Origin of the sequence: Lysinibacillus sp. FSL P2-0066, assembly GCF_037969495.1 — a bacterium.
In the GTDB taxonomy this organism is placed as follows: Bacteria; Bacillota; Bacilli; order Bacillales_A; family Planococcaceae; genus Lysinibacillus; species Lysinibacillus boronitolerans.
In genome coordinates this window covers 945,793-967,888 of the sequence record NZ_CP150202.1, presented here as the reverse complement: position 1 = coordinate 967,888, position 22,096 = coordinate 945,793, and the positions used below count along the sequence as shown (strand labels likewise).

Genomic DNA, 22,096 nt, shown 5'->3' with positions numbered 1-22,096 from the left:
TTCCCCCTTTGTTCCAACTACTTATTTGCTATATCATATTGCTTTAGACGTTTCTCGTACATGGCTGTGTGAACATATGCAATAATAAATGCCATAGCCATCATTACAATCGTTGTCACAAACCATGTGACTGTCATACCACCCCAGATCTTCTTAAACGCAAATGCTGGCGCAAACCAATTCATAACAGGGATACTAAAAATCAAAATAAAGTAAAATATCGATAAACCTAAACCTGTTGTAAATTCATCTTTCATAATTTTGTTTGTTGTTGCATCTAAAGGTGGTAGATCTTTCACATCAATTGTTCCTGCTTCTACATAGTCATAATCATGACTGCCTACTTCCGCCATAAGCCAACTCCCCCTTTTCTGGTAAGTGAATAATTGTCTGAAATTTCAAATTATTATTCACTACAATTATTCTATTCTATTTCAACTTCAATATAGATATAAAATATTGCTGTATTAGTACAAAAAATTGCTATTTTAAGTTAAAATATTTTTATCTTTTTATTCGTAGGGGGCTGGTAGCATTTTAAAGGTGGTATGGTATATGGAAAACTCATTTGACAAGCAGCAAATGAGTGAATGGTTAAAAGAGGTTTTACCAAACGCTTTAGAGGAATGTAAAGTGCCAAAGCCAGAAGATGAGGTCATTATTGTCTATGAAGTCAATCGGTTATTTGATTGGGTAAAGATTAATCGATTAAAAAGAAATTATCCTAATAGTATTATTGTCCCGTTTGTTACAGAACACCTTACCTACTCGACTGGTATAGCAATTGAATTAGCTTTACCTGCACTTCTCATAAAACCATTACAAAAATCAAAATTTTTACGAATTGTAAAAAAGCTGTATACGTCCTATCAGAAAAAAAAGGCGAGTACACTTACAATGCTTGAGCTATCACAACAAGTATCCCAACAACATACCTCTCCATTTAGGGAAGCATTTTTAAAACGCCTGATCCGTGGAGAAATTGACAATGAACAAGAAATAATACAATCTGCTTCATTTTTATCGACAAACTGTATACCTAATATTGTATTTTTAATTCAAGGCTATATTGATGGGGCTAATAAGAAAGCTGTCCCACATGATGCAAGTAGTAGTATTACAACAGTTTTTCGTCAGCACTTTGCTGAGAAGGCCTCATTATCCTTTTTACATTTTGAACGCTATTTATTACTTCTCATGCGAATTCCTACTGACTACAACTCTTTCAAACATTGGACTGAGGGTGAAGCCTGTTTATTAGAGGTTATCGAGACCCTAAAAAGGGATTGTTCTATTCATCTTTTTATGGGGGTTGGAGGTGTATTTCAGGATGCTATGCAAGTGAAGGAATCCTATAGCCAGGCTAGAAAAGCACGTAGAAAACCACCTATCCATAATATACACATCCGATATTACGAAGATTTAACAAAGCATGAGCAGCTGCAAAAAGCTATTCAGTATATTGAAGAGCATTACGACGAACAACTGACCATTCGTGATGTTGCAAAATATATTAACTTTAGCCCAACTCATTTTAGTAGACTATTTAAAAAAGAAACAGGTCGCAATTTTGTTGACTATGTTGCTTATACACGCATTATCAAAACCTTACCTTTTTTACGCAAGTACGACTACACCATAGAAAAAATCTCCTCCACCTGTGGCTTCAATACACCAAATTACTATAGTTTAACTTTTAAAAAATATGTAGGTATATCTCCAACAGACTATCGCAATACGACAGAAATTTTATTTAAATAATGGAAAAGAATCTGCAAAACTTCCATGAAAAAAGCAAGCCTCCAACAAGGAGACTTGCACATCCTCTACATTAAAATGCAGATTCTTGTTATTTATAGATTAAACGTAATACTTTTCTACAACTTCTGCACAGCGAGCACATACTGTAGGCTGTGCTTCATTTGAACCAACTGTTTCTGAAATTGACCAGCAACGCTCACATTTCTCACCTGTAGCCTTCTCAACAACAATGGAAACATGCTCAAGTGTTAAAGCTTCAGCAGGTGCCTCCTCGATAGCAGCTACCTCAAAAGCTGAAACGATGGAAAGTTGTGCAAAGTCAATGTTCGCATCGTTCAATAATGCGACAACATCTTCTTTCGCATAGACAGTGACTTTTGCTTCAAGTGATTTACCAATTGTTTTCGCATTACGTGCTTCCTCTAATGCTTTTAAAATATCATCGCGTACATCAATAATTTTTTCCCATTTTGTACGTATGCTGTCAAAATTCGCTTGAACATCTACCTCTGGGAAATCTGTTAATTGAACAGAAACTTCTTCTACAATACCTTGAGCATGTAGATAAGACCACATTTCATCTGTTGTATGTGGGATAATTGGTGTCATGATTTTTACTAATGTCATCAATGTATCATAAATAACTGTTTGCATCGCACGACGATCCTTATTGTCATGACCCTCGATATAGACTACGTCTTTGGCAATATCAAGATAGAATGAAGATAACTCTACAGCAACGAAATTATTGACTACATGATAGACAGCAGCAAAATCATAGCGATCATAGGCAGCACGCACAGTTTTTAAGACATCCTGTAAGCGCATATACACATATTGATCCATTTCACGAAGCTCAGCATAACTTACACGATCTTTCGTAGGATCGAAATCAGCAATATTGCCGTGTAAGAAACGGAAAGTATTACGAATTTTACGATACACTTCAGATACTTGCTTTAACATATCCATAGAGATGCGCACATCTGCTGTATAATCAACAGAAGCAACCCATAAACGAAGTATGTCTGCTCCATACTGATCCATTACTTTTTGCGGAATAATCACATTCCCTAAAGATTTACTCATTTTACGTCCTTCACCATCAAGTACAAAACCATGTGTTAAAAGTCCTTTGTATGGTGCATAGCCGTTAATAGCTACAGATGTAATAAGAGAGGAATTAAACCAACCACGATGTTGGTCAGAGCCCTCTAAATAGAGATCAGCTGGATATTTCATACCACGTTCTACTAGTACACCTTGGTGTGATGAACCTGAATCAAACCAAACATCCATAATATCATTTTCTTTTGTAAATTCGCCGTTCGGGCTACCTGGATGTGTAAAGCCTTCTGGTAATAACTCTTTTGCTGTTTTTTGGAACCAAATATTTGATCCATTCTCACGGAATAATGCTGAGACATGACTAATTGTTTCAGGTGTAATAATAGGTTCACCATTTTCAGCATAGAAAATCGGAATCGGCACACCCCACGCACGTTGACGTGAAATTACCCAGTCTCCACGATCACGAATCATATTATAAAGACGAGTTTCTCCCCAAGCTGGTGTAAATGCTGTTGCTTTTACAGCCTCTAATAACTCCCCACGGAATGCTTCAACAGATGCAAACCATTGTGGTGTCGCACGATAAATAACAGGCTTTTTCGTACGCCAGTCATGTGGATAGGAGTGCGTAAAGAAATCAAGCTTTTCTAACGCTCCTACTTCTTTTAGTTTTTCTGTGACGAGTTTATTCGCATCATTATAAAACACGCCTTCAAAGCCAGGTGCTTCATCTGTATAACAGCCACTATTATCAAGAGGGCTAAGAATACCTAAACCGTACTGTTTACCAATATGATAATCGTCTTCACCATGCCCTGGGGCTGTATGAACACAACCTGTACCCGCTTCAGCAGTTACGTGTTCACCTACCATAATAAGCGATTCACGATCGTAGAATGGATGTTGTGCTACAATACGATCTAATGCCTCTCCTTTTACCTCTTGTACAACCTCATAGTCTACCCATCCAAGCGTAGTTGCCACTGACTCTAATAACTCTTTGGCAATGATGAATTTTTTATTAGCCACTGCAACTACTACATAGATAAATTCAGGATTCAAAGAAATCCCTAAGTTTGCTGGTAATGTCCATGGTGTTGTTGTCCAAATGATAAATTTAGCATCTGCTGGAACAACACCCTTCGCATCCTTAATTGCAAAGCTTACATAAATGGATGGAGATTTGATGTCCTTATATTCAATTTCAGCTTCCGCCAAAGCAGATTCAGAAGAAGGAGACCAATAAACCGGCTTTAACCCTTTATAGATATAACCTTTTTCCGCCATTTTACCGAATACTTCAATTTGACGAGCTTCAAACTCAGGCTTTAATGTAATATATGGATTTTCCCAATCACCTCGAATGCCTAGACGGCGGAATTGGGCACGTTGATTGTCAATTTGCTCATAAGCATACTCTTCACAAAGTTGGCGGAATGCTGCTACTGACATTTCTTTACGTTTTACACCTTTGTTAGTCAATGCTTGCTCAATTGGTAAACCATGTGTATCCCAACCTGGAATATAATTGACATGGTAGCCAGTCATGGAGCGATGACGTGTAATCATATCCTTCAATACTTTATTTAGAGCATGACCTATATGGATATCACCATTTGCATAGGGAGGACCATCATGTAGAACAAATTCTGGTCGACCTTCCGTACGCTCCATCTGTAATTTGTTAATATCCATGCCATTCCATTTTTCTTGCATTTTTGGCTCATTTGCCGGTAAATTTCCACGCATTGGGAAATCTGTTTTTGGCATTAATAAAGTATCTTTGTATTCAACCATTAAAATTCCTCCTTTATTTTACACAAACAGGTAGACATTTTTCTCATAAGACAGTTATTGGCAAAATTATCTAAAACGATTCGGAAACAAACAAAAAAAGCCCTCAATCCCACTAAGGGACGAGAAGCTTCTACTCGCGGTACCACCCTAATTGTAGTACAAAAATTTGCACTACCTCTTAAAAGCACGTTTAACGTCGTGCATCACGAAATAACCTACTTTTTTCAGTTATTTAGCTCAGAAGTGATGTTCAATGCTAGTTGTATGTTTGGGCTCTCACTGTCCCCAAATCGCTTAACAACGCCTAACAAATACTGTCTTCGTCTCTGCTTTTATGCATATCTGTTCAAAATAATTACTATTACAAAGTATATGAAATTCAAACAATCGCGTCAAGTTTCATTTGTCAATTACAGCAATTAAAAAGAAAAGTTAAATATCCTCAGAATCCTGTGCTTCTTCAACAGATGCTTGAATTTCTGTTAAATCGATATCATATTGCAGCAAATGATCCCAGTCATCTGCATTAAGTAAATCCAGCTGTGCTTCTACAAGCATCTTGAAACGATTACGAAATACCTTAGATTGCTTTTTAAGCTCATCAATTTCAATCGTCACCTTACGAGCCTTCGTCAAAGCTTCATTGACAATTCGATCAGCATTTTTTTCAGCTTCTTTTACAATGAGCTTTGCCTCTTTTTGAGAATTTCTTCTCACTTCATCAGCCGCTTCTTGTGCAACGACAATAGACTTCTGCAAAGTTTCTTCTAAGGTGTTGAAATGCCTCGCTTGTTCTAAAGCCATCTCTAATTGCTTATCAACCTCTTTTTTTTCACGAAGCAGAATTTCATAGTCTTTAATAATCTGATCTAAAAATTCATTTACTTCATCTTCAGCATAACCTCTGAAGGCTTTTGTAAACTCCTTATTATGTATATCAATAGGTGATAATGGCATACAATCCTTCTCTCCTTTACATGTACATTCGTAATTCCTATTATACAATTGTTCCGACAACTTAGCAGTAAAAATTAATGAAATTTACTTCACTTTCAGCTTTTTTGGGCCAATCGACCGATTTGAAGACGGATTTTATCTTTTTTTGTTCGGCCTTCAGTCATAATAATTTTCACCCGACCACTTCCACGTATCGATAAAATATCTCCCTCTTGTAATTCAAAAGCAACTGTATCTCTTTCTGTCCAATTTACACGAACTTTTTTCCCAGTAATTAAAGCTTGAGCTTTTTGGCGTGATACATTTAATACAGTCGCAATTATTACATCTAAGCGCATGGAAGATACTGTATGAGATTCCTCCAACCATTCTTCCTCATTTACAATAAGGGAATCCGCTTCTTTTAAAGACTCAATATGCACCTTAACTTTACCAATACCTGTTAAATGTAATCGAACGTATTCTGCTACCTCTTGAGCTACAACGAATTGTACCTGCTGATCATTTACACGAATATCACCAAATTTGCCACGGTTTAAACCTAATGAAAGCAACGCACCTAAAACATCAGGATGTCGTAATTGGACAAATTTCACTGGATATTGAATCGTAAATGCCACTAACTGAAAGTCTTCTTCTATTGCTTCATAGTAAGTAGGAAAAATAAGCATACGCTGCCTCTCCGCCTCTTCAAATAAACCTGTGCATGCAGTTTTTAGGGTATCATTTTGCCCGATAATCGATGTCACAATAAAACGTTGTCTTGGATCAAGAAAATCTGTCAGCTTAGGCGCATAACGATCTTCAACCTCACGCTGCCAGCTTATTACCTGTTCAATAAAGGGCTGTTCATCTTTTCGAAAATGCTGGATTAAGTGTTCCATCTTGTTGTCTCCTCTTTCACTAGTTCCATTTTGCTTTGTTAGTTGGAAACTTAGTATTCCCAATTAATGACGTTTGAACGTCATTGTTTTAAATTTTTTATTAGTCGCTTTAGTAGCATAGAAAATTAAAATAAATAAAAAATCCCCACCAAAACGTGAGGATTTACTTCTAAGCGAACATAAAATATATTTTCTGAATGACTATATAAAGCCCTCTTTCTATAAAATTCAGCATAAAGATGGCCACAATTGGCGAAATATCAATCATACCAAGAGGCGGAATGAATTTCCTAAAAATACCTAAATATGGCTCACAAACTTTTTCAAGCATGCGACCAATTGCTGAATTTTGAGCGGCAGGCACCCAAGACATTAAGATATATGCAATTAGCATGAATGAGTAAATCTTAAATGCTAATGATACATAACCAAGTATAATAAAAAAAGTCATATAAACTACAATCCTCGCTATTAATTATCGTCTAAAATAAAGTTTGTAATTTCACCAGTCACTTCTACATTATCTGGCGTACAAAGGAAGATATCTTTACCAATACGTTGAATATCTCCAGCAAGAGCATAGACTGTGCCACTTAAAAAATCAATAATGCGTTTACCTTGTTCTCTTTCGATACGTTGCAAATTGACAATTGTTGCACGTTTATTTTTTAAATGCTCTGCGATATCTTGTGCTTCTGCATAAACTCTCGGTTCTATTAAAACAACTTTTGCTCCCTTAGAACTCATAGCTGCCTGCAAACTGACAATGTTATTAGGAGTTGCTGTGCTTTGTGGCATGATTTCATGAATAGGTGCTTTGCGTTCTTTCATCATTTTTTTTGGCTTAACTGAATGAATCGGTTGCTGTTGTTGTATGGGTTGTTGTTGCTGAATAGGAGCTTGCGTGATTTCTTCTTCTAATTCTTCTTCAAGGTAAAAGAAGTTTTTAATCTTATTTTTCATGCTCATCCTGTTCCCCTCTTTCATTTCCAACAAGAGCCGTTCCGACTCGAACAAAAGTAGCCCCTTCCTCTACCGCAATTTCAAAGTCATTAGACATGCCCATTGATAACTCGGTACAAGGTGCGTGTGCGAATCCTTGCTCGGCTATTTGCTGTTGACATTGTTTTAATTGCTTGAAAACAGAGCGAATAATTGCTTCGTTTTCGGTGTTTGGTGCCATAGTCATTAAACCTACAACTTGAATCTTAGTAAAACCTTTTAACGCTTCTACAAAAGGCAAAACTTCTTCGATAGTTAAACCATGTTTTGATTCTTCACCAGAAATATTTACTTGTACAAAACATTTAACAGGTTGTTCGGCTCTTTTTTCAATTTCTTCTGCCAAACTCAAACGATCTAAGGAGTGTAAATAATCAATGCTGTTAATCACTTGTTTTACTTTACGTGTTTGAAGCGACCCAATGTAATGCCAATGAACATCAGCATGTATCTCAGTAATTTTACGATGTAAGCCCTCTGGTCTGTTTTCTCCTAAATGAGTGAGCCCTGCTTCAATTGCTTCTTGTGTTCTTTCAACAGAAACTTCCTTCGTCACGGCAATTATTTGGACTTTTTCGCCCTCACGATTCCCTTTTTTTTCTGCTGCTGTTATTAAATCATTTAGTTTGTTTAAATTTGTTAAGATTTTTGTCACTGTTTTTCCCAACTTTACAACAATAGTTTCCTTTATTGTAACAAGCAATGCTTGATTTATCAATGAATAGCCTGACCTATGTCAGCATACAATTCTCACAATTTTAATGTGCCTATGTCTTAGGAAAGGGCTTTGACTAAAATGACATCCTTACCAACAACAAGCACATCCTTCATATACACTTTTCTCACAGACTCTTCACCTTTAAAAAAACCAAGATATTTGCGAGGCTCTGCAATCAAAAATGCTGTCACATAGCCTGTTTCTTTTGATACTTCAGCATCTATGACAAAGCCTATAAATCGTCCATTTCCTGCTTCAATGACTTCTTTTTGTTGTAACATCGAAAAACGCAATGACATACCTCCTCTATTGTTTACTTTCGTATAAACATTTCTACTACCATCAAACTTTGCTGTTACTTTATATTTATGTATCATTTGTTCATTGAATGAAGATAAAATGCGCACCGAATTATACGATGCGCATTTTTTTATTTGTAATCTTTTTGCATTGTTTCAATTGCATTTTTTTCAAGACGTGAAATTTGTGCTTGAGAAATCCCAAGTTCTTTGGCAATCTCAGTTTGGGTCTCTCCATAATAAAATCGTTTGGCAACGATCATTTGCTGACGTTCATCTAGCTTTTGCAAGCTTTCCTTTACCGACACATAGGCAACCCATTGATCTTCTGATACATCATCATCACGTAATTGGTCCATCATATAAACAGCATCTCCGCCATCTGAATAAATGGGTTCCTGTAATGAAACTGGATCTTGAATGGCATCTAAAGCAAATAAAACGTCTTCCTTTTTCATGTCAATCATCTCGGCAATTTCTTCAATCGTTGGTTCTCGCAAATTATCGGTTATCCATTGCTCTTTTGCCTGCATTGCCTTATAAGCTATATCTCTTAGAGAGCGAGATACACGTAATGCATGATGATCACGCAGATGGCGACGAATTTCACCAATAATCATTGGTACAGCATATGTCGAAAATCGTACATTATGCTTTAAATCAAAATGATCAATGGCTTTCATGAGGCCAATACAGCCTACTTGAAATAAATCATCTGCCTGTTCACCTCTATAGGCAAATCTACCGACAATACTAAGCACTAACCTTAAATTGCACATCACAAGCTCTTCTCTAATCTCTGTTTCTCCAGCTTGTAATCGGATAAAGAGTTCCTTCATTTCCTCGTGCTTTAGAATTGGCAAAGTCGATGTATCTAAGCCGCAAAGATCTACTTTTGTTCGCATATTCGATTCCTCCGGATGTTATTCTCTGACTAAACCGTGACATCAGTTTGTCCGAGAGAAACAAGAATATGCACAAAAGCTGCGACCAATTTTAGGTAGGATAAATTTCCCTTTCTAAGAAATTGGTTGATTTAAATTTTCACGTAAATCTTGAATAATTTTCTTTTCTAAACGGGAAATATATGATTGCGATATGCCTAAATGATCTGCAACTTCTTTTTGTGTCATTTCAACTTTTCCATTGAGACCAAAGCGACATTCCATAATATAACGTTCACGCGCACCTAGTAAATTAATAGCGTGGAACATATGCTGACGTTCAATTTTTTTCTCCACATTATCTAAAATAATATGCTCTTCTGTTCCTAAAATATCTGACAGTAATAATTCATTTCCATCTGCATCAGAATTTAGTGGCTCATCTAAGGATACTTCACCCTTCATACGACTTGTTTTTCGTAAATGCATTAAAATTTCATTTTCAATACAGCGTGATGCGTATGTTGCAAGCTTAATATTTTTATCCGTATTGAACGTCTCAATTGCTTTTATTAAACCAATGGAGCCAATACTGATTAAGTCTTCGATTGGCGTTCCCGTATTATCAAAACGTCTAGCAATATAAACAACAAGACGTAAATTACGTTCAATTAGTGTGTCTCTAGCTCGTAAATCACCATTCATAAAGGATGCAATGACTGTAACTTCTTCTTCTCGACTTAATGGCACTGGCAATGAATCATTTCCCCCTATATAGTACGTTTCACGACTCCGAAACTTACTCCATAATTTTTTCAAGCTAGCAAGTAGCCTAAGAAGCAATAGTTCTCCCCCTCTATGAGTTATTTGAAAGCGCTGAAAAATGTAAAATTGCTGCTGTGCTATGTGGAAAATTTTTAGCTTTTTTGGTTAATACGATATATTCATTCATTTTCACTTGCGAAGGCTCCCCCTTTATATGCCACTCATCAAAGCGAAAACCAAGGACAACGGTTTGCTGCTGTACTGTATTGACATGAATAAATCGTATATAACGCTGATAATCTTCTGAAAACATAGATACATTGTACGGATCTGTTTCTTGCCATTCCATTAATGCTTCCCGGAACGCTGAAGGTAAATGTGGTCTCAAAGCAGTATAGGAAACAAAATGAACCGGCTTTCCTGATAATGGCTCAATGGCTTGATTTCCTGTATCTACAAAGGCAGAAAGTGGTATCTTTGCCCCAAAGATTGTTAAAGTTGTATCAAATACAAATTGACCACTTAAGCGTTCTAACTTTACAAAACCCCATTGCTTATAAAATGCAATAAGATTTAAAACTGCAAGCAAAAAGCAAATCATAATGAAATGGGTGGAAGAAAGATTTTTTAAAAAAGGTTGTAGTGCTGTTAACAATCCGCCAATAACGATCGTTGCTGTTAACACAATAGGTCCTTGCTTCTGAAAGCTTCGAATCTTAAAGTGAAACGCTATACCAATTAACAATATAAAACTAAGAATTGTCGTCCACAGCATTTGACCGCCAATGACAGCTACAAAACTACTACAAATAGAACTCATTAATAATCTTGAATTTTTTACAAGGACTCCTGTTACTCTTGCCGTAAACGTGAGTATCGCTAGATTAAAAAGCGTATTAATGAGCACCAGCCATTCTCCATACATAACAGCCGCCTCCTACTTACAAAGTTAGCACGTTACTCCCACAAATATTGTCAAACAATCGCATCATTTCCTAAAAATGTTTTGACAAAAAACATGGTTTCCTTACACATTTGAACATCATGGCAGACAATATAAAAAGCTCGTATTTTACATATGTAAAATACGAGCTTTTTAGAAGTTAATTAACCACGATTTTTGCGGTTACGTAAAAATGCCGGAACCTCAAGCATGTCATCCTGTGCATAATTTTGCTGATTTTGACGTGGCTGCTCATGTTGAACATGCATTTCTTGTCGTTGTTCACGAATAGGTGCTTGTTGCTGTGGAGCAGATTGTCTGTTCATATTAAGTGTCGGTTTTGCTGTAGGTCGTTGTTGCTGTAAAGCTTCCTCTGTGAAGCCTGTCGCAATAACTGTAACAATGATTTCATCTTTAAGATTTTCATTAATTACAGAACCGAAAATCATATTTACCTCTTCATCTGATGCAGAAGCTACGATATCTGCTGCTTCTTGTACTTCAAATAAGCTAAGATTTGAACCACCTGTAATGTTCATAAGGACACCTTTAGCACCATCAATGGATGATTCAAGCAATGGACTTGAAATAGCTTTCTTTGCAGCCTCAGAAGCTCTGTTTTCACCTGTTGCAATACCAATTCCCATTAAAGCTGAACCTTTGTTGGACATAATCGTTTTCACGTCAGCAAAGTCTAAGTTAATAAGACCAGGTGTAGCAATTAAATCTGAAATACCTTGTACACCTTGACGTAATACATTATCGGCTTCTCTAAAGGCTTCTAACATTGGTGTTGATTTATCAACTATTTGTAGTAGCTTGTCGTTTGGTATCACAATCAGTGTATCTACTGCTTCTTTCATTCCGCCAATTCCACCGATTGCTTGTGTTTGACGTTTACGACCTTCAAAAGTAAATGGACGTGTGACAACACCTACTGTTAGGGCTCCCAATTCACGTGCAATTTGTGCAATCACTGGAGCTGCCCCAGTACCCGTTCCGCCGCCCATACCAGCAGTCACGAATACCATATCGGCGCCTCGTAAAACCTCTTCTAGCTGTTCTCTGCTCTCTTCAGCAGCTTTTTTTCCTACTTCTGGATTTGCACCTGCACCTAATCCACGCGTTAATTTAGCCCCAATTTGTAGCCTTACTTCCGCTTTGGATAAATTTAATGCCTGAGCATCCGTGTTAACTGCGATAAAGTCAACACCTTGTACACCATGTTCTATCATTCGATTGACAGCGTTGTTACCGCCGCCACCAACACCTATGACCTTTATTACTGCAAGTTCATCAACACTTGTATCAAATTCTAACATCTCTTTTTCCTCCCACGGTAACTCGACTCTGTATCATTCATTACGCATTCTAGTTAATCAAAAAACTTATCAAATAATTTTTTTGCTCTCCCAATTACGCTTTCTTTTGGTTCTGAAGGTGCAGAATACTCTTGCTTTTTGCTTATAGCTGGTTGAGCCCCTACAACTGCATATTCAACAGGCTGCGTATTCGTACTTTTACCGTAAAAATCATCTTCTAAATAGGCGTAACGAATAAGTCCAACTGCCGTCGCAAATGAAGGCTCTCTAACACCGATATAATCGGGTGTATAGATTCTAACACGCGTTTGTAGAATTTGACGTGCTAATTGGGCAATCCCCTCAAGCTTTGCAACACCACCAGTTAAAACTACACCGCCTGGTAAATCTCTAACACCTAAACGTGCTAATTCATCTATAACTAACTCTAGTAATTCTTCTAATCTAGCACCGATAATCTCCGATATATAACGTTGGCTGTACTGATCAGTAGAATCTGTACCCACGACAGGCACTTCAAAGAGTTCGTCATCTGATGCGTCATCATAAAAGGCGTGTCCAAACTGGTGTTTAATTTGTTCTGCTTGTTCTGTTGGTGTTTTTAAAACGATTGAAATATCTTTCGTTATATGATCACCACCAACTGGTATGACACCCGTATGCGTTAATAATCCCTCTTCAAAAACTGCAATTGTTGTAGATCCGCCACCTAAGTCAATAAAGGCAGTTCCTTGGTTTTTTTCATCTTCTGTTAATGCAAAGTAGCCTGATGCTAATGGCTGCAAATATATTTCTCGTATACTTAAACCCGCTCGCTCAACACAGCGAAGAACATTGTGTAAAAGCGTTTTGGATGTCGTTATCATTGTTGCATCCATTTCAAGACGGATGCCAATCATACCACGAGGATCTTTAATTTCATCAAGGTTGTCCACAATAAACTGTCTTGGAATGATGTTAACTAATTCACGTTCAGGAGGTATTGACATGACTTGTGCAGATTCTACCACTCTGTCTAAATCATCATCTGTAATTTCTCTATTTTCACTATTTACAGCGACAACACCTTTAACTAGCTGTAACATCGTCTGGTTAGCTGGAACGCCTAAAACGACTTCATGGATTTGATAACCAGTCATTCGTTCGGCCTGTTCTATTGCTTTTCGAATAGATTGTACTGTTGCATCAATATCAACAATTGCACCTTTTCGAACTCCATTCGACTTTACATTTCCGACGCCAATTACATGTAATTGCCCGTCACTCATTTCACCTATTAATACCTTGACAGAGGAGGACCCAATATCAAGGGAAATGTATAAATCTTGCTGATTCAATTCGCTGCACCTCCTTGAAAAATGCTCTTGTTTTCATTCTATTGTAAATTTGGCATAATGTCTAAGCAAATCGAGTATTTTGGTCAATTTTTCTCTCATTCTATGGAAGTTTTTTTCCGCTTGTGACGTTTCTCATCTAACCGAGTTAGTAATATACGCCTAATAATTGCTATATTTTGGAATAAACGTACTCCAAAAGCAAAAATCGCTGCTAAATACAAATCTATCCCCAAATTCACTCCTATAAAAGCTAATCCTGCTGCTAGAACTATATTAAAAAAGAATCCTGATACAAAAACTTTATCATCGTAAACTTGCTGTAATTGAGCACGAATACCTCCAAATAATGTATCTAAAGCTGCTAAAACAGCTATTGACAGATAATTTTCATACATAGAGGGGATTTGTATATTTGTTAACAAGCCAAGGGCAAGTCCAAATACCAAACCTAAAAATGGTAGCCACATATATTAATCTCCTTTTTTTACCTCTGCTAAATAATCATTTGTCAACGGCTGATCAAATGCTGGAATTTGTAACTGTTCAATTGGTTCTTCAATTACTAAATTAAAATTGTCTAAATAAAATGAGTCTATAAATGTTGAGGCCTGCAAGGAATTATACATTTTTTGTGCTGCTTTATAATCGCTTGTCCCAACAAATATCTCAAATGAAGGCGAAGACAGTGGTATACTGTTTACTGTTGTCTTACCATTAATATCCCGTATGGCTGTTGTTTGTACTACCCGATTACCATCAATTGAGACATTAGTAGCATTGTTCTTAAAAAGGGTATTCAATAATTGAGTTAACAAATCGGGTGAAATCTCTTTAATTTCATAGCCCATTTCTATCAGTTCAGGTGCAGGTTCAACTCGAAGTACAACACCTGGCCCTATAACTTCTGTTAATCCTGCTTGTAGCTTTAAACGATTTAATGTTTCATTTAAAGCTGCTTGCTGATTTACTTTTTCAGATTGCTCATAGCGATCCACTACTTCATGAAGTGAGCGAATTTCTGCCAGTAGTGCGGAATGTCTTTGTTTTTCTTGTGCTAATTCCTCTCTTATTGCCCAAATATCTCGTGTATCTCGCTCAGCTGGTTTTTGTATGGTATTGTATTGTACCGCTATCATCAAACCGATAATAAATAGCACGATCGTTATTCGGGTGTACATATTTCTTTTCAAAATAGCCCCTCCTAGACGTATCGTATGCCCCTCAGAATACGACTTTGAATTGTATAATTATCTACAATTGACTATAAAACTGGAGGCTAAATTAAACTTGAAGCTTAAAGTATAGAACTTGTCCTAACTTTCTACTTTTACTTTTGGCATTGTAAGCTTTTGATTTTCTTCAAGTGACACCACAATATTGTCATTTAATAATTGATCCACTACGCCCCCATTTAAATTTAAAGAAGCCATCAATGTATCTGAATCACCAACCGCTTCGATCACAAATGGAGCTGGATGTTGTGTACCATCAATTGTTATTACTGGACCATTACAGCGAATATAAGAACTCGCTAATACACGTTGTCCATTAATAGCAATAGCTTGCGCGCCTGAAATTTTTAGTTCATTTAACAATTTAAAAACATGACTTTCATGGACAATATAGTCATTTGGATTTAAGGATTTTGGATCATAGTCTCCATCCTGAAGGGTTATGCGTATGCCCTTCCCCTCACTCTTTAGTTCACCGAGTAAAAGCCGTAAATCTTCTGCTTGCTCAACAAGCTTCTTATAGTCCTTTTCGTTTGAAGCAAAGGATTTTTCATACTTTCGAATTTGTTCTTGTAAATTATTTAGTTCTTCTGTGAGTTCTTTATTGCGCTCTTGTTGGGTGATTAGCTCCTCCCGATAAGATTCTTCTTGCTCAAAAAGTTCAGAATCAATAGTGCCTGCTTCTCGGTTATCTTTTGCCTGGTTGTATGAATAGCCGATGATAAATCCTGTTGTTACACAAACAATTAGTAATTCAAATTGTTTTCTAGTAAAAAAACTCCCTTTGCTATTCGTCTTCTTGTTGTTCATCATCCGTCACTTCCTGGTTAACCATTTCCCCATCTGCATTCGCTTCCATATCAATACTAATCTTGTTGTATTCCTCGTTAAAAGGACGATAGTATGAACCGACCTCTAAATCAATCACACCTTTTTCTAAGTTGGCAATTTGTGCGACAATAGAGGGGTAGTAATTTAACTTTTCCGCTAGTGTCTGAATAACAGCACGAACTTCATAGCCATCATTCATATAAAGCTTGACTGCATTTGGATTTGCCTCATTACTATTCGTGTTAACCTGAGAAATTAAAGCTAATACTTCTGGCTTTAATTGTGCTAGCTGTTCAACAAGCTTATTTATGGTCTTTTCACCAGTTATCCCGATAAAAACAGGTGCATCAATGGGTGTATCATTTCCTGTTTGTTCAAAGCGCTTGCCGTTTTCTAGCAAAGGATAATAAGTGCCGTCTCCAGCTAAGTACGCAACTTTTTTCCATTCTTTAATATCAATCGTTACGCCTTGTAACCAGTTACGGTTAACATGTGCTTCTTTTACCCATTTATCCTTTAATAAAATCTGCTCAATATCTTCCACTTTGAAACTCCACATTGATTTTCCTGGTGCAAGAGTACTTGCCTCCAAATAATATTGGTCATTTGCTAGCTTTGCACCATTGACTGTGATTTTATTGATGTTACTGTATGGAGATTGAAAATAAAGGAGTACTGCTAACACAATAAAGAAAAGTAATATTAGCACGATAAATTTACGGTTTGTACGCTTTTTTCGTCGCTTTTTTAGCGTAGGTATGCGATCTTCTATATCAATTACTTTCTCCAAAAAGTACTCCTCCTTTATATTTATTTCGCTAATTGATAAATAATACCTATTATTAACCACATTGTTACTAAAGATGTTCCACCATAGCTAATAAAAGGTAATGTGACACCCGTTACTGGCACTAAACCTATTACTACGGCTATATTTAAAAATGCTTGCACCATAAGCATTGTGACAAGCCCGATAATCGCATAATAGGACGTTCGATTTTTAGCCTGTACAGCAAATCTATAGCCTGCATAGATCGTTAGTACAAAAAGCGCTAAAATAACGAGGCCACCAATCAATCCGACTTCCTCTAAAATAATGGCGTAAATAAAATCATTTTGAGGCTCTGGTAAATACAGAAACTTTTGTCTGCTTTGTCCAAAGCCATGCCCAAAAATCCCGGCTGGGCCGATAGCCATTAATGATTGCACCGCTTGGAACCCACTAACCAAGGGATCAGCCCATGGATCAAGAAATGCTTCTATACGCTTTAGACGATATGGCGCTGTCGCTATGAGACCTACTAATCCAGCGACACCAGCTAGCATAATCATGGCGTATAGTTTTAGAGGATAGCCAGCGACAAAAAATAATAAAAATACAGATACAACGAGAATAAATACTGAGCCAAAATCAGGCTGCAACATGATGAGAACAACAGGTAATAACAGGATGAAACCATGTCGCCAGTTAACAACAGGAGTGCCCGTTTTATGTTGGGCTAATATATGGCTCAAGTACACAATGACGGTAATTTTCGTTAGCTCTGCTGGCTGTATTGTTAATGGACCTACACCAATCCAGCTTTGCGAACCATTTCGCACGAGTCCTATACCAGGAATCAGTACGAGAACGAGTAATATTAACGAAAATATATAGGCCATTTTCCAAAAGGACTGCTCTCTCAAAATATTTAATCGAATCGTGATTAAAAATACGACAATGGCTACCACAAAGTATACGCTTTGCTTCATATAAAACGGCATTTTTCCACTATAATGAACGGCACTCCAATAGGTACCTGCAGAATAGACGAAAATAATGCCGATTATTGATAGCATCAAAGTTGTGACGAGCAATAAGTAGCTTTCTTTACCTCTCAGTAATGCCATCCTTCCAAGTCAAGTATATTCTAAAATAGTTACAGGCTCATTACAGCTTCATTACAGCATCAATAAAAACATCTCCACGTATTTCAAAGCTGTCATATTGATCCCAGCTTGCACATGCAGGAGATAGTAAGATAATATCTCCTTCTGCAGACATCGGTGCTGCATATTGAACAGCGTCTTCTACATTTTGAGCAATGACGGTATGTTGGACACCACACGATTTTGCAAATTCTACAAATCGTAAGCCAGTTTCTCCAAACGCAACAACACCCTTTACATGACTCATACAAGGGCGAAGCTCTTCGAAAGAATGTCCACGATCTAAGCCACCTGCGAGTAAAATGACAGGAGCTTGGAAAGCATCTAAAGCACTCTTTGTCGCTAAGCAATTGGTTGCCTTAGAGTCGTTGTAAATCTTACGACCGTTCCATTCACGTACGAATTGTGTACGGTGTCTAACTCCACCAAATGTCGCTAAAACCTCTTCCATCTTCTCTTTGTCACAACCAACTAAAATACAGGCTGCCACGGCTGCTAGGATATTTTCTAAATTATGCTTACCAGGCAAGGCAATGTTCGCGCGATCCATGTATGGTTCACCTTGCCAATAAATTGTTGTATCATCTGCACTAATTCCATTTGCAGTACGCCCCTTCGAACTGAATGGAATCTTCTGTGCATGAGATTGTGCTGCATATCCAACCACTATCGGTTGGTCGGCATTATAAATAAAATAATCACTGTCATCTTGATTACGAGTTACGCCAAACTTCGCTTCAGCATAGTTATTAAATGTTCCATGATAGTCTAGATGCGCATCATAAAGATTCGTCAAAATAGCAATTTTAGGCTTAAACGTTTTTATCCCCATCAATTGGAAAGAAGACAATTCTGTTACAATGATGTCATCTTGATTAGCTTCTTTTGCGACGCCACAAGCAACTGTCCCAATATTTCCAGCAATTAAAGGATTTTTACTTCCGTTACTTAACATGTCGAATATTAAAGTTGTCGTCGTTGTTTTGCCATTTGAGCCTGTTATACCAATAAATGGTGCATCACTAATTAAAAAAGCTAGCTCAATCTCTGTCCAGACTGGAATCTCTCGACTAAGGGCATCAGCCACAATTCGATTGCTATAAGGTATACCTGGATTTTTTACCACTAACTCAAAGCCTTCATCAAGTAAATCTTCAGGATGGCGACCACAGATAACTGTAATCCCCTTCTGTAAGAGCCCTTGTGCATCTGGACTTTCATCAAATGGTTTTGAATCATTTACTGTTACAAATGCACCAAGCTCATGTAAAATTTCAGCAGCGGCCACACCACTTTTTGCTAGACCTAACACAAGTACTTTTTTATGTTGTAAATCTGTATAGTTTTTCATTAGAACGCCTCCGATAAGACTGCAATTAATGCTACTGCTAAGGCAGTTGACCAGAAGACAAGCACTACTTTCCATTCTGACCAACCGGATAATTCAAAATGATGATGAATAGGGCTCATTTTAAAAATACGCTTTTTTCGAAGCTTAAAGCTACCTACCTGCAAAATAACGGAAAGTGTTTCGATCACAAACACTAAGCCAACTAGTAAAAGCAAGAATTCTTCTTTTACTAAGACAGATACCATAGCTAATGCTCCACCTAATGCTAATGACCCCGTATCCCCCATAAATACCTTTGCAGGATTTGCATTAAATAATAAAAAGCCTAATAAAGCACCTGTTACAGCAAACGAAAATAGTGCAATATCTGCCTGACTTTGGAATAGCGCAATAACACCAAATGCTGCAAAGGCAATGGAGGCAGTACCCGCCACTAGCCCGTCTAGTCCATCTGTCAAATTCACTGCATTGGAGAAGCCTACTAACCAAAAAATTAAAAAGGCTACATAGAATACATCTAGATCAATAGTCCACTCCGTAAATGGAATAGCTAACGTTGTATCAAACGATCCTACATGTAGAAGGAAATACGCAAGAATAGCAATAACAATTTGACCAATCAATTTTTGAAGAGAGGTTAAACCTAAATTTCTTTTAAATACAACCTTTAAACCATCATCTAATAAACCTATTAAGCCGAATCCTGCTAATACTAATAAAAGTACTACGGTCTGTGTCGTTAATAAATCTAAAAAGCTACCTACACCAACAGTTGTTACGAGGATGGATATTAAGAAAATGATTCCCCCCATTGTTGGTGTACCAGCTTTTTTCATATGTGATTTTGGTCCCTCTTCTCGAATACTTTGCCCAAACTTTAGACGACGAAGAAGTGGAATACTAATTGGTGCCAGGATAACTGTTACTATAAAAGCAAGAGCTAAAATGGTAAGTGTTGTTGCGAGTTTCATTGAAAAATCTCCTTTAAATCTTGTTTCACTTTCTTCTTTAAGAAAAAAGCATTAACTTTCATTTTATTATTACTACCCTTCATAATAATAGTGGTTCTTTCCCATTTTTTAAAGGTAAAGTTATTTTAGTTCTCCAAATATAAATGAATGGTACCATCTTGTTTGATAACACTATCCACTTCAGGTAATTGATTACCAATTTTAGTCCCTTCTCCATGCCATTCAATACGGAATGGATAAAATTGCTTGGCAATATCATCCTTTGTTTGACCAATAAAATTCGGTACCTTCACAGTAATTGGGTCACCATAACGATAATCCTTTTCCAGTTGTTCCTTCGATTTTTCAATACCTACAAAAGGCGCAACATCCTCAATAATTTGCCCCACTATAGGTGCTGCTACAACACCACCAAACTGGGTTGTCTTTTTCGGATTGTCAACAGCTACATAGACAACAATTTGCGGATTGTCTGCTGGTGCAAAGCCAATAAAGGATACGATGTATTCTCCACTTTTATAACGGCCATTTTCAACTTTTTGCGCTGTTCCAGTTTTACCACCAATTCGCAGTCCATCTCGAAAGGCTTGTCGACCTGAACCATTCGCTACTACTGATTCCAAAGCACCACGAACCTTAGCAGAGGTTTCTTCACGAATTACCTGATTTTTAACAACTGGTTGCGTTTCTTGTATGACTTCACCTGTATTTGGATTAAATACCTTTTTCACAACATATGGCGTATAAAGCTTGCCTCCATTTATGGCAGCAGCTACTGCTTGAACTTGTTGAATAGGTGTCACGGCTACCCCTTGCCCAAATGAAGTGGTGGCCTGCTCAACAGGACCAAAGGCATCCTTAGAAAATAAAATACCCGATGCTTCACCAGCTATATTAGACCCTGTCTTTTTTCCAAAACCAAAGTCTTTAATATATTGTAGTAGTCGCTCATTGCCTAGACGCTGACCTAATTCTATAAAGCCTGGGTTACAGGAGTTCTCAACCACCTCTAAAAAGGTTTCATGCCCATGTCCTTCACGTTTCCAACAGCGAAGCTTTGCTCCCGCCACCATCGTATAACCTGGATCATAAAAGGTTTCATGCTCCAAATCCACTAAGTTTTCTTCCAACGCAGCACTAAGGGTAATAATTTTAAAAGTAGAACCGGGCTCATACGTCATCCATACAGGTAAATTTCGATTGTAGATGGCTGGCTCTACTAATTGATATTCCGCTGGGTGGAAAGTAGGATAAGAGGCTAATGCCAAAATTTCGCCAGTGTTTGGATTCATCGCAATCGCTAGTGCTTGGTCAGCTTCATAGCGCTTCATTGCTTGCGATATTTCGCGCTCTACGACTTGCTGTACATCAACGTCAATTGTTAGCTCGATCGTAGCACCATCTTCTCCTGCTTTCCAAGCACTTGAAACATTAGGTAAATTATTACCTTTTGCATCTGTAAAGAGACGGATAGCAGAAGAATTAGCCTGCAGAAATTTATCATATTCATATTCAATCCCAGCTAATCCTTGGGCATCATACCCCGTAAAACCTAAAAATCGAGATAATAGCGTGCCATAAGGATAATCCCTAGAATAATCAACACCACTATACAATCCTTCAATTTGCATGCCTTGTAATTCTACTGCTTTTTCATAAGGTATATTTTTGCCTTCAGGTGCTAGTTTCACTAAGTACGCTTTTTTTTGCATTTTCTCTAATAGCTTCGCTTTATCCACTTCTAGAACCTGGGCAATTTTTTCAGCAGCTCCTTCAATATCATCACTTTGTGAAGGCATGAAATATAAAGTAGGCGCTAGCTTATTAGTTACAATACTCTCTCCATCTCGATCTGTTATATGCCCTCGTTCATTCGCAAATGGAATTTCCCTGTCCCAGTTCTCCTCTGCCTTAGTAGTCAATTCTTTTTGATCTAACACTTGCAAAAAGAACAACCTAACAACAATTGCCACTGCTACACACATAAACAACACATATAAAATACGTAAACGCTTTTTAGAATGGATAGAAATCCACTTCAT

The 22,096-nt window shown here is 37.3% G+C and carries 22 protein-coding genes and 1 other annotated feature; of the genes, 1 reads left to right on the top strand and 21 read right to left on the bottom strand.

Annotated features, from left to right (window positions below):
- Positions 1-17: 17 nt before the first annotated feature.
- Positions 18-353, bottom strand: a complete 336-nt coding sequence (locus MKZ14_RS04580) for a hypothetical protein (protein ID WP_048394642.1) — start codon at positions 351-353, stop codon at positions 18-20.
- Positions 354-555: 202 nt separating this feature from the next.
- Here MKZ14_RS04580 and MKZ14_RS04575 point away from each other — a divergent pair, with 202 nt between their 5' ends.
- Positions 556-1,761 (top strand): AraC family transcriptional regulator, encoded by a 1,206-nt coding sequence (locus tag MKZ14_RS04575; protein ID WP_339280643.1) that lies wholly within the window; start codon positions 556-558, stop codon positions 1,759-1,761.
- A 99-nt stretch (positions 1,762-1,860) separates the two neighbouring features.
- Here the strand turns inward: MKZ14_RS04575 and ileS are convergent, their stop codons facing one another.
- From ileS to MKZ14_RS04475, 20 genes are all read right to left on the bottom strand, one after another.
- Entirely contained in the window at positions 1,861-4,629 is a 2,769-nt protein-coding gene (gene ileS, locus MKZ14_RS04570; RefSeq protein WP_048394646.1) for an isoleucine--tRNA ligase, read from the bottom strand.
- A 112-nt stretch (positions 4,630-4,741) separates the two neighbouring features.
- Positions 4,742-4,965: a binding site (T-box leader), on the bottom strand.
- A 96-nt stretch (positions 4,966-5,061) separates the two neighbouring features.
- Complete coding sequence (locus tag MKZ14_RS04565; RefSeq protein ID WP_004227329.1) at positions 5,062-5,586, bottom strand: DivIVA domain-containing protein; 525 nt, start codon at positions 5,584-5,586, stop codon at positions 5,062-5,064.
- Positions 5,587-5,681: 95 nt separating this feature from the next.
- Positions 5,682-6,470: an RNA-binding protein gene (locus MKZ14_RS04560; protein ID WP_339280642.1), complete on the bottom strand. Its 789-nt coding sequence runs from the start codon at positions 6,468-6,470 to the stop codon at positions 5,682-5,684.
- 169 nt (positions 6,471-6,639) lie between these two features.
- Entirely contained in the window at positions 6,640-6,921 is a 282-nt protein-coding gene (locus MKZ14_RS04555) for a YggT family protein (RefSeq protein ID WP_004227322.1), read from the bottom strand.
- A gap of 20 nt (positions 6,922-6,941) precedes the next feature.
- Entirely contained in the window at positions 6,942-7,439 is a 498-nt protein-coding gene (locus tag MKZ14_RS04550; protein ID WP_004227319.1) for a cell division protein SepF, read from the bottom strand.
- Complete coding sequence (locus MKZ14_RS04545) at positions 7,423-8,127, bottom strand: YggS family pyridoxal phosphate-dependent enzyme (protein ID WP_054549893.1); 705 nt, start codon at positions 8,125-8,127, stop codon at positions 7,423-7,425. Before MKZ14_RS04545 ends, MKZ14_RS04550 begins: the two co-directional genes overlap by 17 nt.
- A 119-nt stretch (positions 8,128-8,246) precedes the next feature.
- On the bottom strand, positions 8,247-8,489 hold the full coding sequence (locus MKZ14_RS04540; RefSeq protein ID WP_225340754.1) for a YlmC/YmxH family sporulation protein: 243 nt from the start codon (positions 8,487-8,489) through the stop codon (positions 8,247-8,249).
- Positions 8,490-8,620: 131 nt separating this feature from the next.
- A complete protein-coding gene (sigG, locus tag MKZ14_RS04535; protein ID WP_004227313.1) occupies positions 8,621-9,394 on the bottom strand; it encodes an RNA polymerase sporulation sigma factor SigG in 774 nt (257 codons plus the stop codon).
- A gap of 114 nt (positions 9,395-9,508) precedes the next feature.
- Positions 9,509-10,216: an RNA polymerase sporulation sigma factor SigE gene (gene sigE / locus MKZ14_RS04530; protein ID WP_009373518.1), complete on the bottom strand. Its 708-nt coding sequence runs from the start codon at positions 10,214-10,216 to the stop codon at positions 9,509-9,511.
- A 13-nt stretch (positions 10,217-10,229) separates the two neighbouring features.
- Complete coding sequence (locus MKZ14_RS04525) at positions 10,230-11,063, bottom strand: sigma-E processing peptidase SpoIIGA (protein WP_339280641.1); 834 nt, start codon at positions 11,061-11,063, stop codon at positions 10,230-10,232.
- Positions 11,064-11,245: 182 nt separating this feature from the next.
- The gene (gene ftsZ, locus MKZ14_RS04520; RefSeq protein WP_004224858.1) at positions 11,246-12,403 is read right to left on the bottom strand and encodes a cell division protein FtsZ; all 1,158 of its coding nucleotides are present in this window, start codon (positions 12,401-12,403) and stop codon (positions 11,246-11,248) included.
- 53 nt (positions 12,404-12,456) lie between these two features.
- Complete coding sequence (gene ftsA, locus MKZ14_RS04515) at positions 12,457-13,740, bottom strand: cell division protein FtsA (RefSeq protein ID WP_004224856.1); 1,284 nt, start codon at positions 13,738-13,740, stop codon at positions 12,457-12,459.
- A 95-nt stretch (positions 13,741-13,835) separates the two neighbouring features.
- Positions 13,836-14,207 (bottom strand): small basic family protein, encoded by a 372-nt coding sequence (locus tag MKZ14_RS04510; protein ID WP_048394651.1) that lies wholly within the window; start codon positions 14,205-14,207, stop codon positions 13,836-13,838.
- Between the two features lie 3 nt (positions 14,208-14,210).
- The gene (locus MKZ14_RS04505; RefSeq protein ID WP_036077135.1) at positions 14,211-14,930 is read right to left on the bottom strand and encodes a DUF881 domain-containing protein; all 720 of its coding nucleotides are present in this window, start codon (positions 14,928-14,930) and stop codon (positions 14,211-14,213) included.
- Positions 14,931-15,053: 123 nt separating this feature from the next.
- A complete protein-coding gene (locus MKZ14_RS04500; RefSeq protein ID WP_036077199.1) occupies positions 15,054-15,782 on the bottom strand; it encodes a DUF881 domain-containing protein in 729 nt (242 codons plus the stop codon).
- Positions 15,760-16,593: a cell division protein FtsQ/DivIB gene (locus MKZ14_RS04495; RefSeq protein ID WP_036077132.1), complete on the bottom strand. Its 834-nt coding sequence runs from the start codon at positions 16,591-16,593 to the stop codon at positions 15,760-15,762. Before MKZ14_RS04495 ends, MKZ14_RS04500 begins: the two co-directional genes overlap by 23 nt.
- 20 nt (positions 16,594-16,613) lie before the next feature.
- Positions 16,614-17,693, bottom strand: a complete 1,080-nt coding sequence (gene ftsW, locus MKZ14_RS04490) for a putative lipid II flippase FtsW (RefSeq protein WP_333006122.1) — start codon at positions 17,691-17,693, stop codon at positions 16,614-16,616.
- A 40-nt stretch (positions 17,694-17,733) separates the two neighbouring features.
- Positions 17,734-19,083 (bottom strand): UDP-N-acetylmuramoyl-L-alanine--D-glutamate ligase, encoded by a 1,350-nt coding sequence (gene murD, locus MKZ14_RS04485; RefSeq protein WP_339280640.1) that lies wholly within the window; start codon positions 19,081-19,083, stop codon positions 17,734-17,736.
- Entirely contained in the window at positions 19,083-20,054 is a 972-nt protein-coding gene (gene mraY / locus MKZ14_RS04480) for a phospho-N-acetylmuramoyl-pentapeptide-transferase (protein WP_048394663.1), read from the bottom strand. Before mraY ends, murD begins: the two co-directional genes overlap by 1 nt.
- Before the next feature lie 125 nt (positions 20,055-20,179).
- Positions 20,180-22,096 (bottom strand): stage V sporulation protein D, encoded by a 1,917-nt coding sequence (locus MKZ14_RS04475; RefSeq protein ID WP_048394665.1) that lies wholly within the window; start codon positions 22,094-22,096, stop codon positions 20,180-20,182.

What these genes read in the sequence shown, in the direction of transcription:
- murD (WP_339280640.1), bottom strand. Translation starts at nt 19,083, where the DNA reads ATGAAAAACTATACAGATTTACAACATAAAAAAGTACTTGTGTTAGGT.
- MKZ14_RS04510 (WP_048394651.1), bottom strand. Translation starts at nt 14,207, where the DNA reads ATGTGGCTACCATTTTTAGGTTTGGTATTTGGACTTGCCCTTGGCTTG.
- ftsW (WP_333006122.1), bottom strand. Translation starts at nt 17,693, where the DNA reads ATGGCATTACTGAGAGGTAAAGAAAGCTACTTATTGCTCGTCACAACT.
- MKZ14_RS04580 (WP_048394642.1), bottom strand. Translation starts at nt 353, where the DNA reads ATGGCGGAAGTAGGCAGTCATGATTATGACTATGTAGAAGCAGGAACA.
- ileS (WP_048394646.1), bottom strand. Translation starts at nt 4,629, where the DNA reads ATGGTTGAATACAAAGATACTTTATTAATGCCAAAAACAGATTTCCCA.
- MKZ14_RS04560 (WP_339280642.1), bottom strand. Translation starts at nt 6,470, where the DNA reads ATGGAACACTTAATCCAGCATTTTCGAAAAGATGAACAGCCCTTTATT.
- mraY (WP_048394663.1), bottom strand. Translation starts at nt 20,054, where the DNA reads ATGAAACTCGCAACAACACTTACCATTTTAGCTCTTGCTTTTATAGTA.
- ftsZ (WP_004224858.1), bottom strand. Translation starts at nt 12,403, where the DNA reads ATGTTAGAATTTGATACAAGTGTTGATGAACTTGCAGTAATAAAGGTC.
- MKZ14_RS04525 (WP_339280641.1), bottom strand. Translation starts at nt 11,063, where the DNA reads ATGTATGGAGAATGGCTGGTGCTCATTAATACGCTTTTTAATCTAGCG.
- MKZ14_RS04540 (WP_225340754.1), bottom strand. Translation starts at nt 8,489, where the DNA reads ATGTCATTGCGTTTTTCGATGTTACAACAAAAAGAAGTCATTGAAGCA.
- sigG (WP_004227313.1), bottom strand. Translation starts at nt 9,394, where the DNA reads ATGCGAACAAAAGTAGATCTTTGCGGCTTAGATACATCGACTTTGCCA.
- MKZ14_RS04550 (WP_004227319.1), bottom strand. Translation starts at nt 7,439, where the DNA reads ATGAGCATGAAAAATAAGATTAAAAACTTCTTTTACCTTGAAGAAGAA.
- MKZ14_RS04555 (WP_004227322.1), bottom strand. Translation starts at nt 6,921, where the DNA reads ATGACTTTTTTTATTATACTTGGTTATGTATCATTAGCATTTAAGATT.
- MKZ14_RS04500 (WP_036077199.1), bottom strand. Translation starts at nt 15,782, where the DNA reads ATGAACAACAAGAAGACGAATAGCAAAGGGAGTTTTTTTACTAGAAAA.
- MKZ14_RS04575 (WP_339280643.1), top strand. Translation starts at nt 556, where the DNA reads ATGGAAAACTCATTTGACAAGCAGCAAATGAGTGAATGGTTAAAAGAG.
- MKZ14_RS04475 (WP_048394665.1), bottom strand. Translation starts at nt 22,096, where the DNA reads ATGAAGTGGATTTCTATCCATTCTAAAAAGCGTTTACGTATTTTATAT.
- MKZ14_RS04565 (WP_004227329.1), bottom strand. Translation starts at nt 5,586, where the DNA reads ATGCCATTATCACCTATTGATATACATAATAAGGAGTTTACAAAAGCC.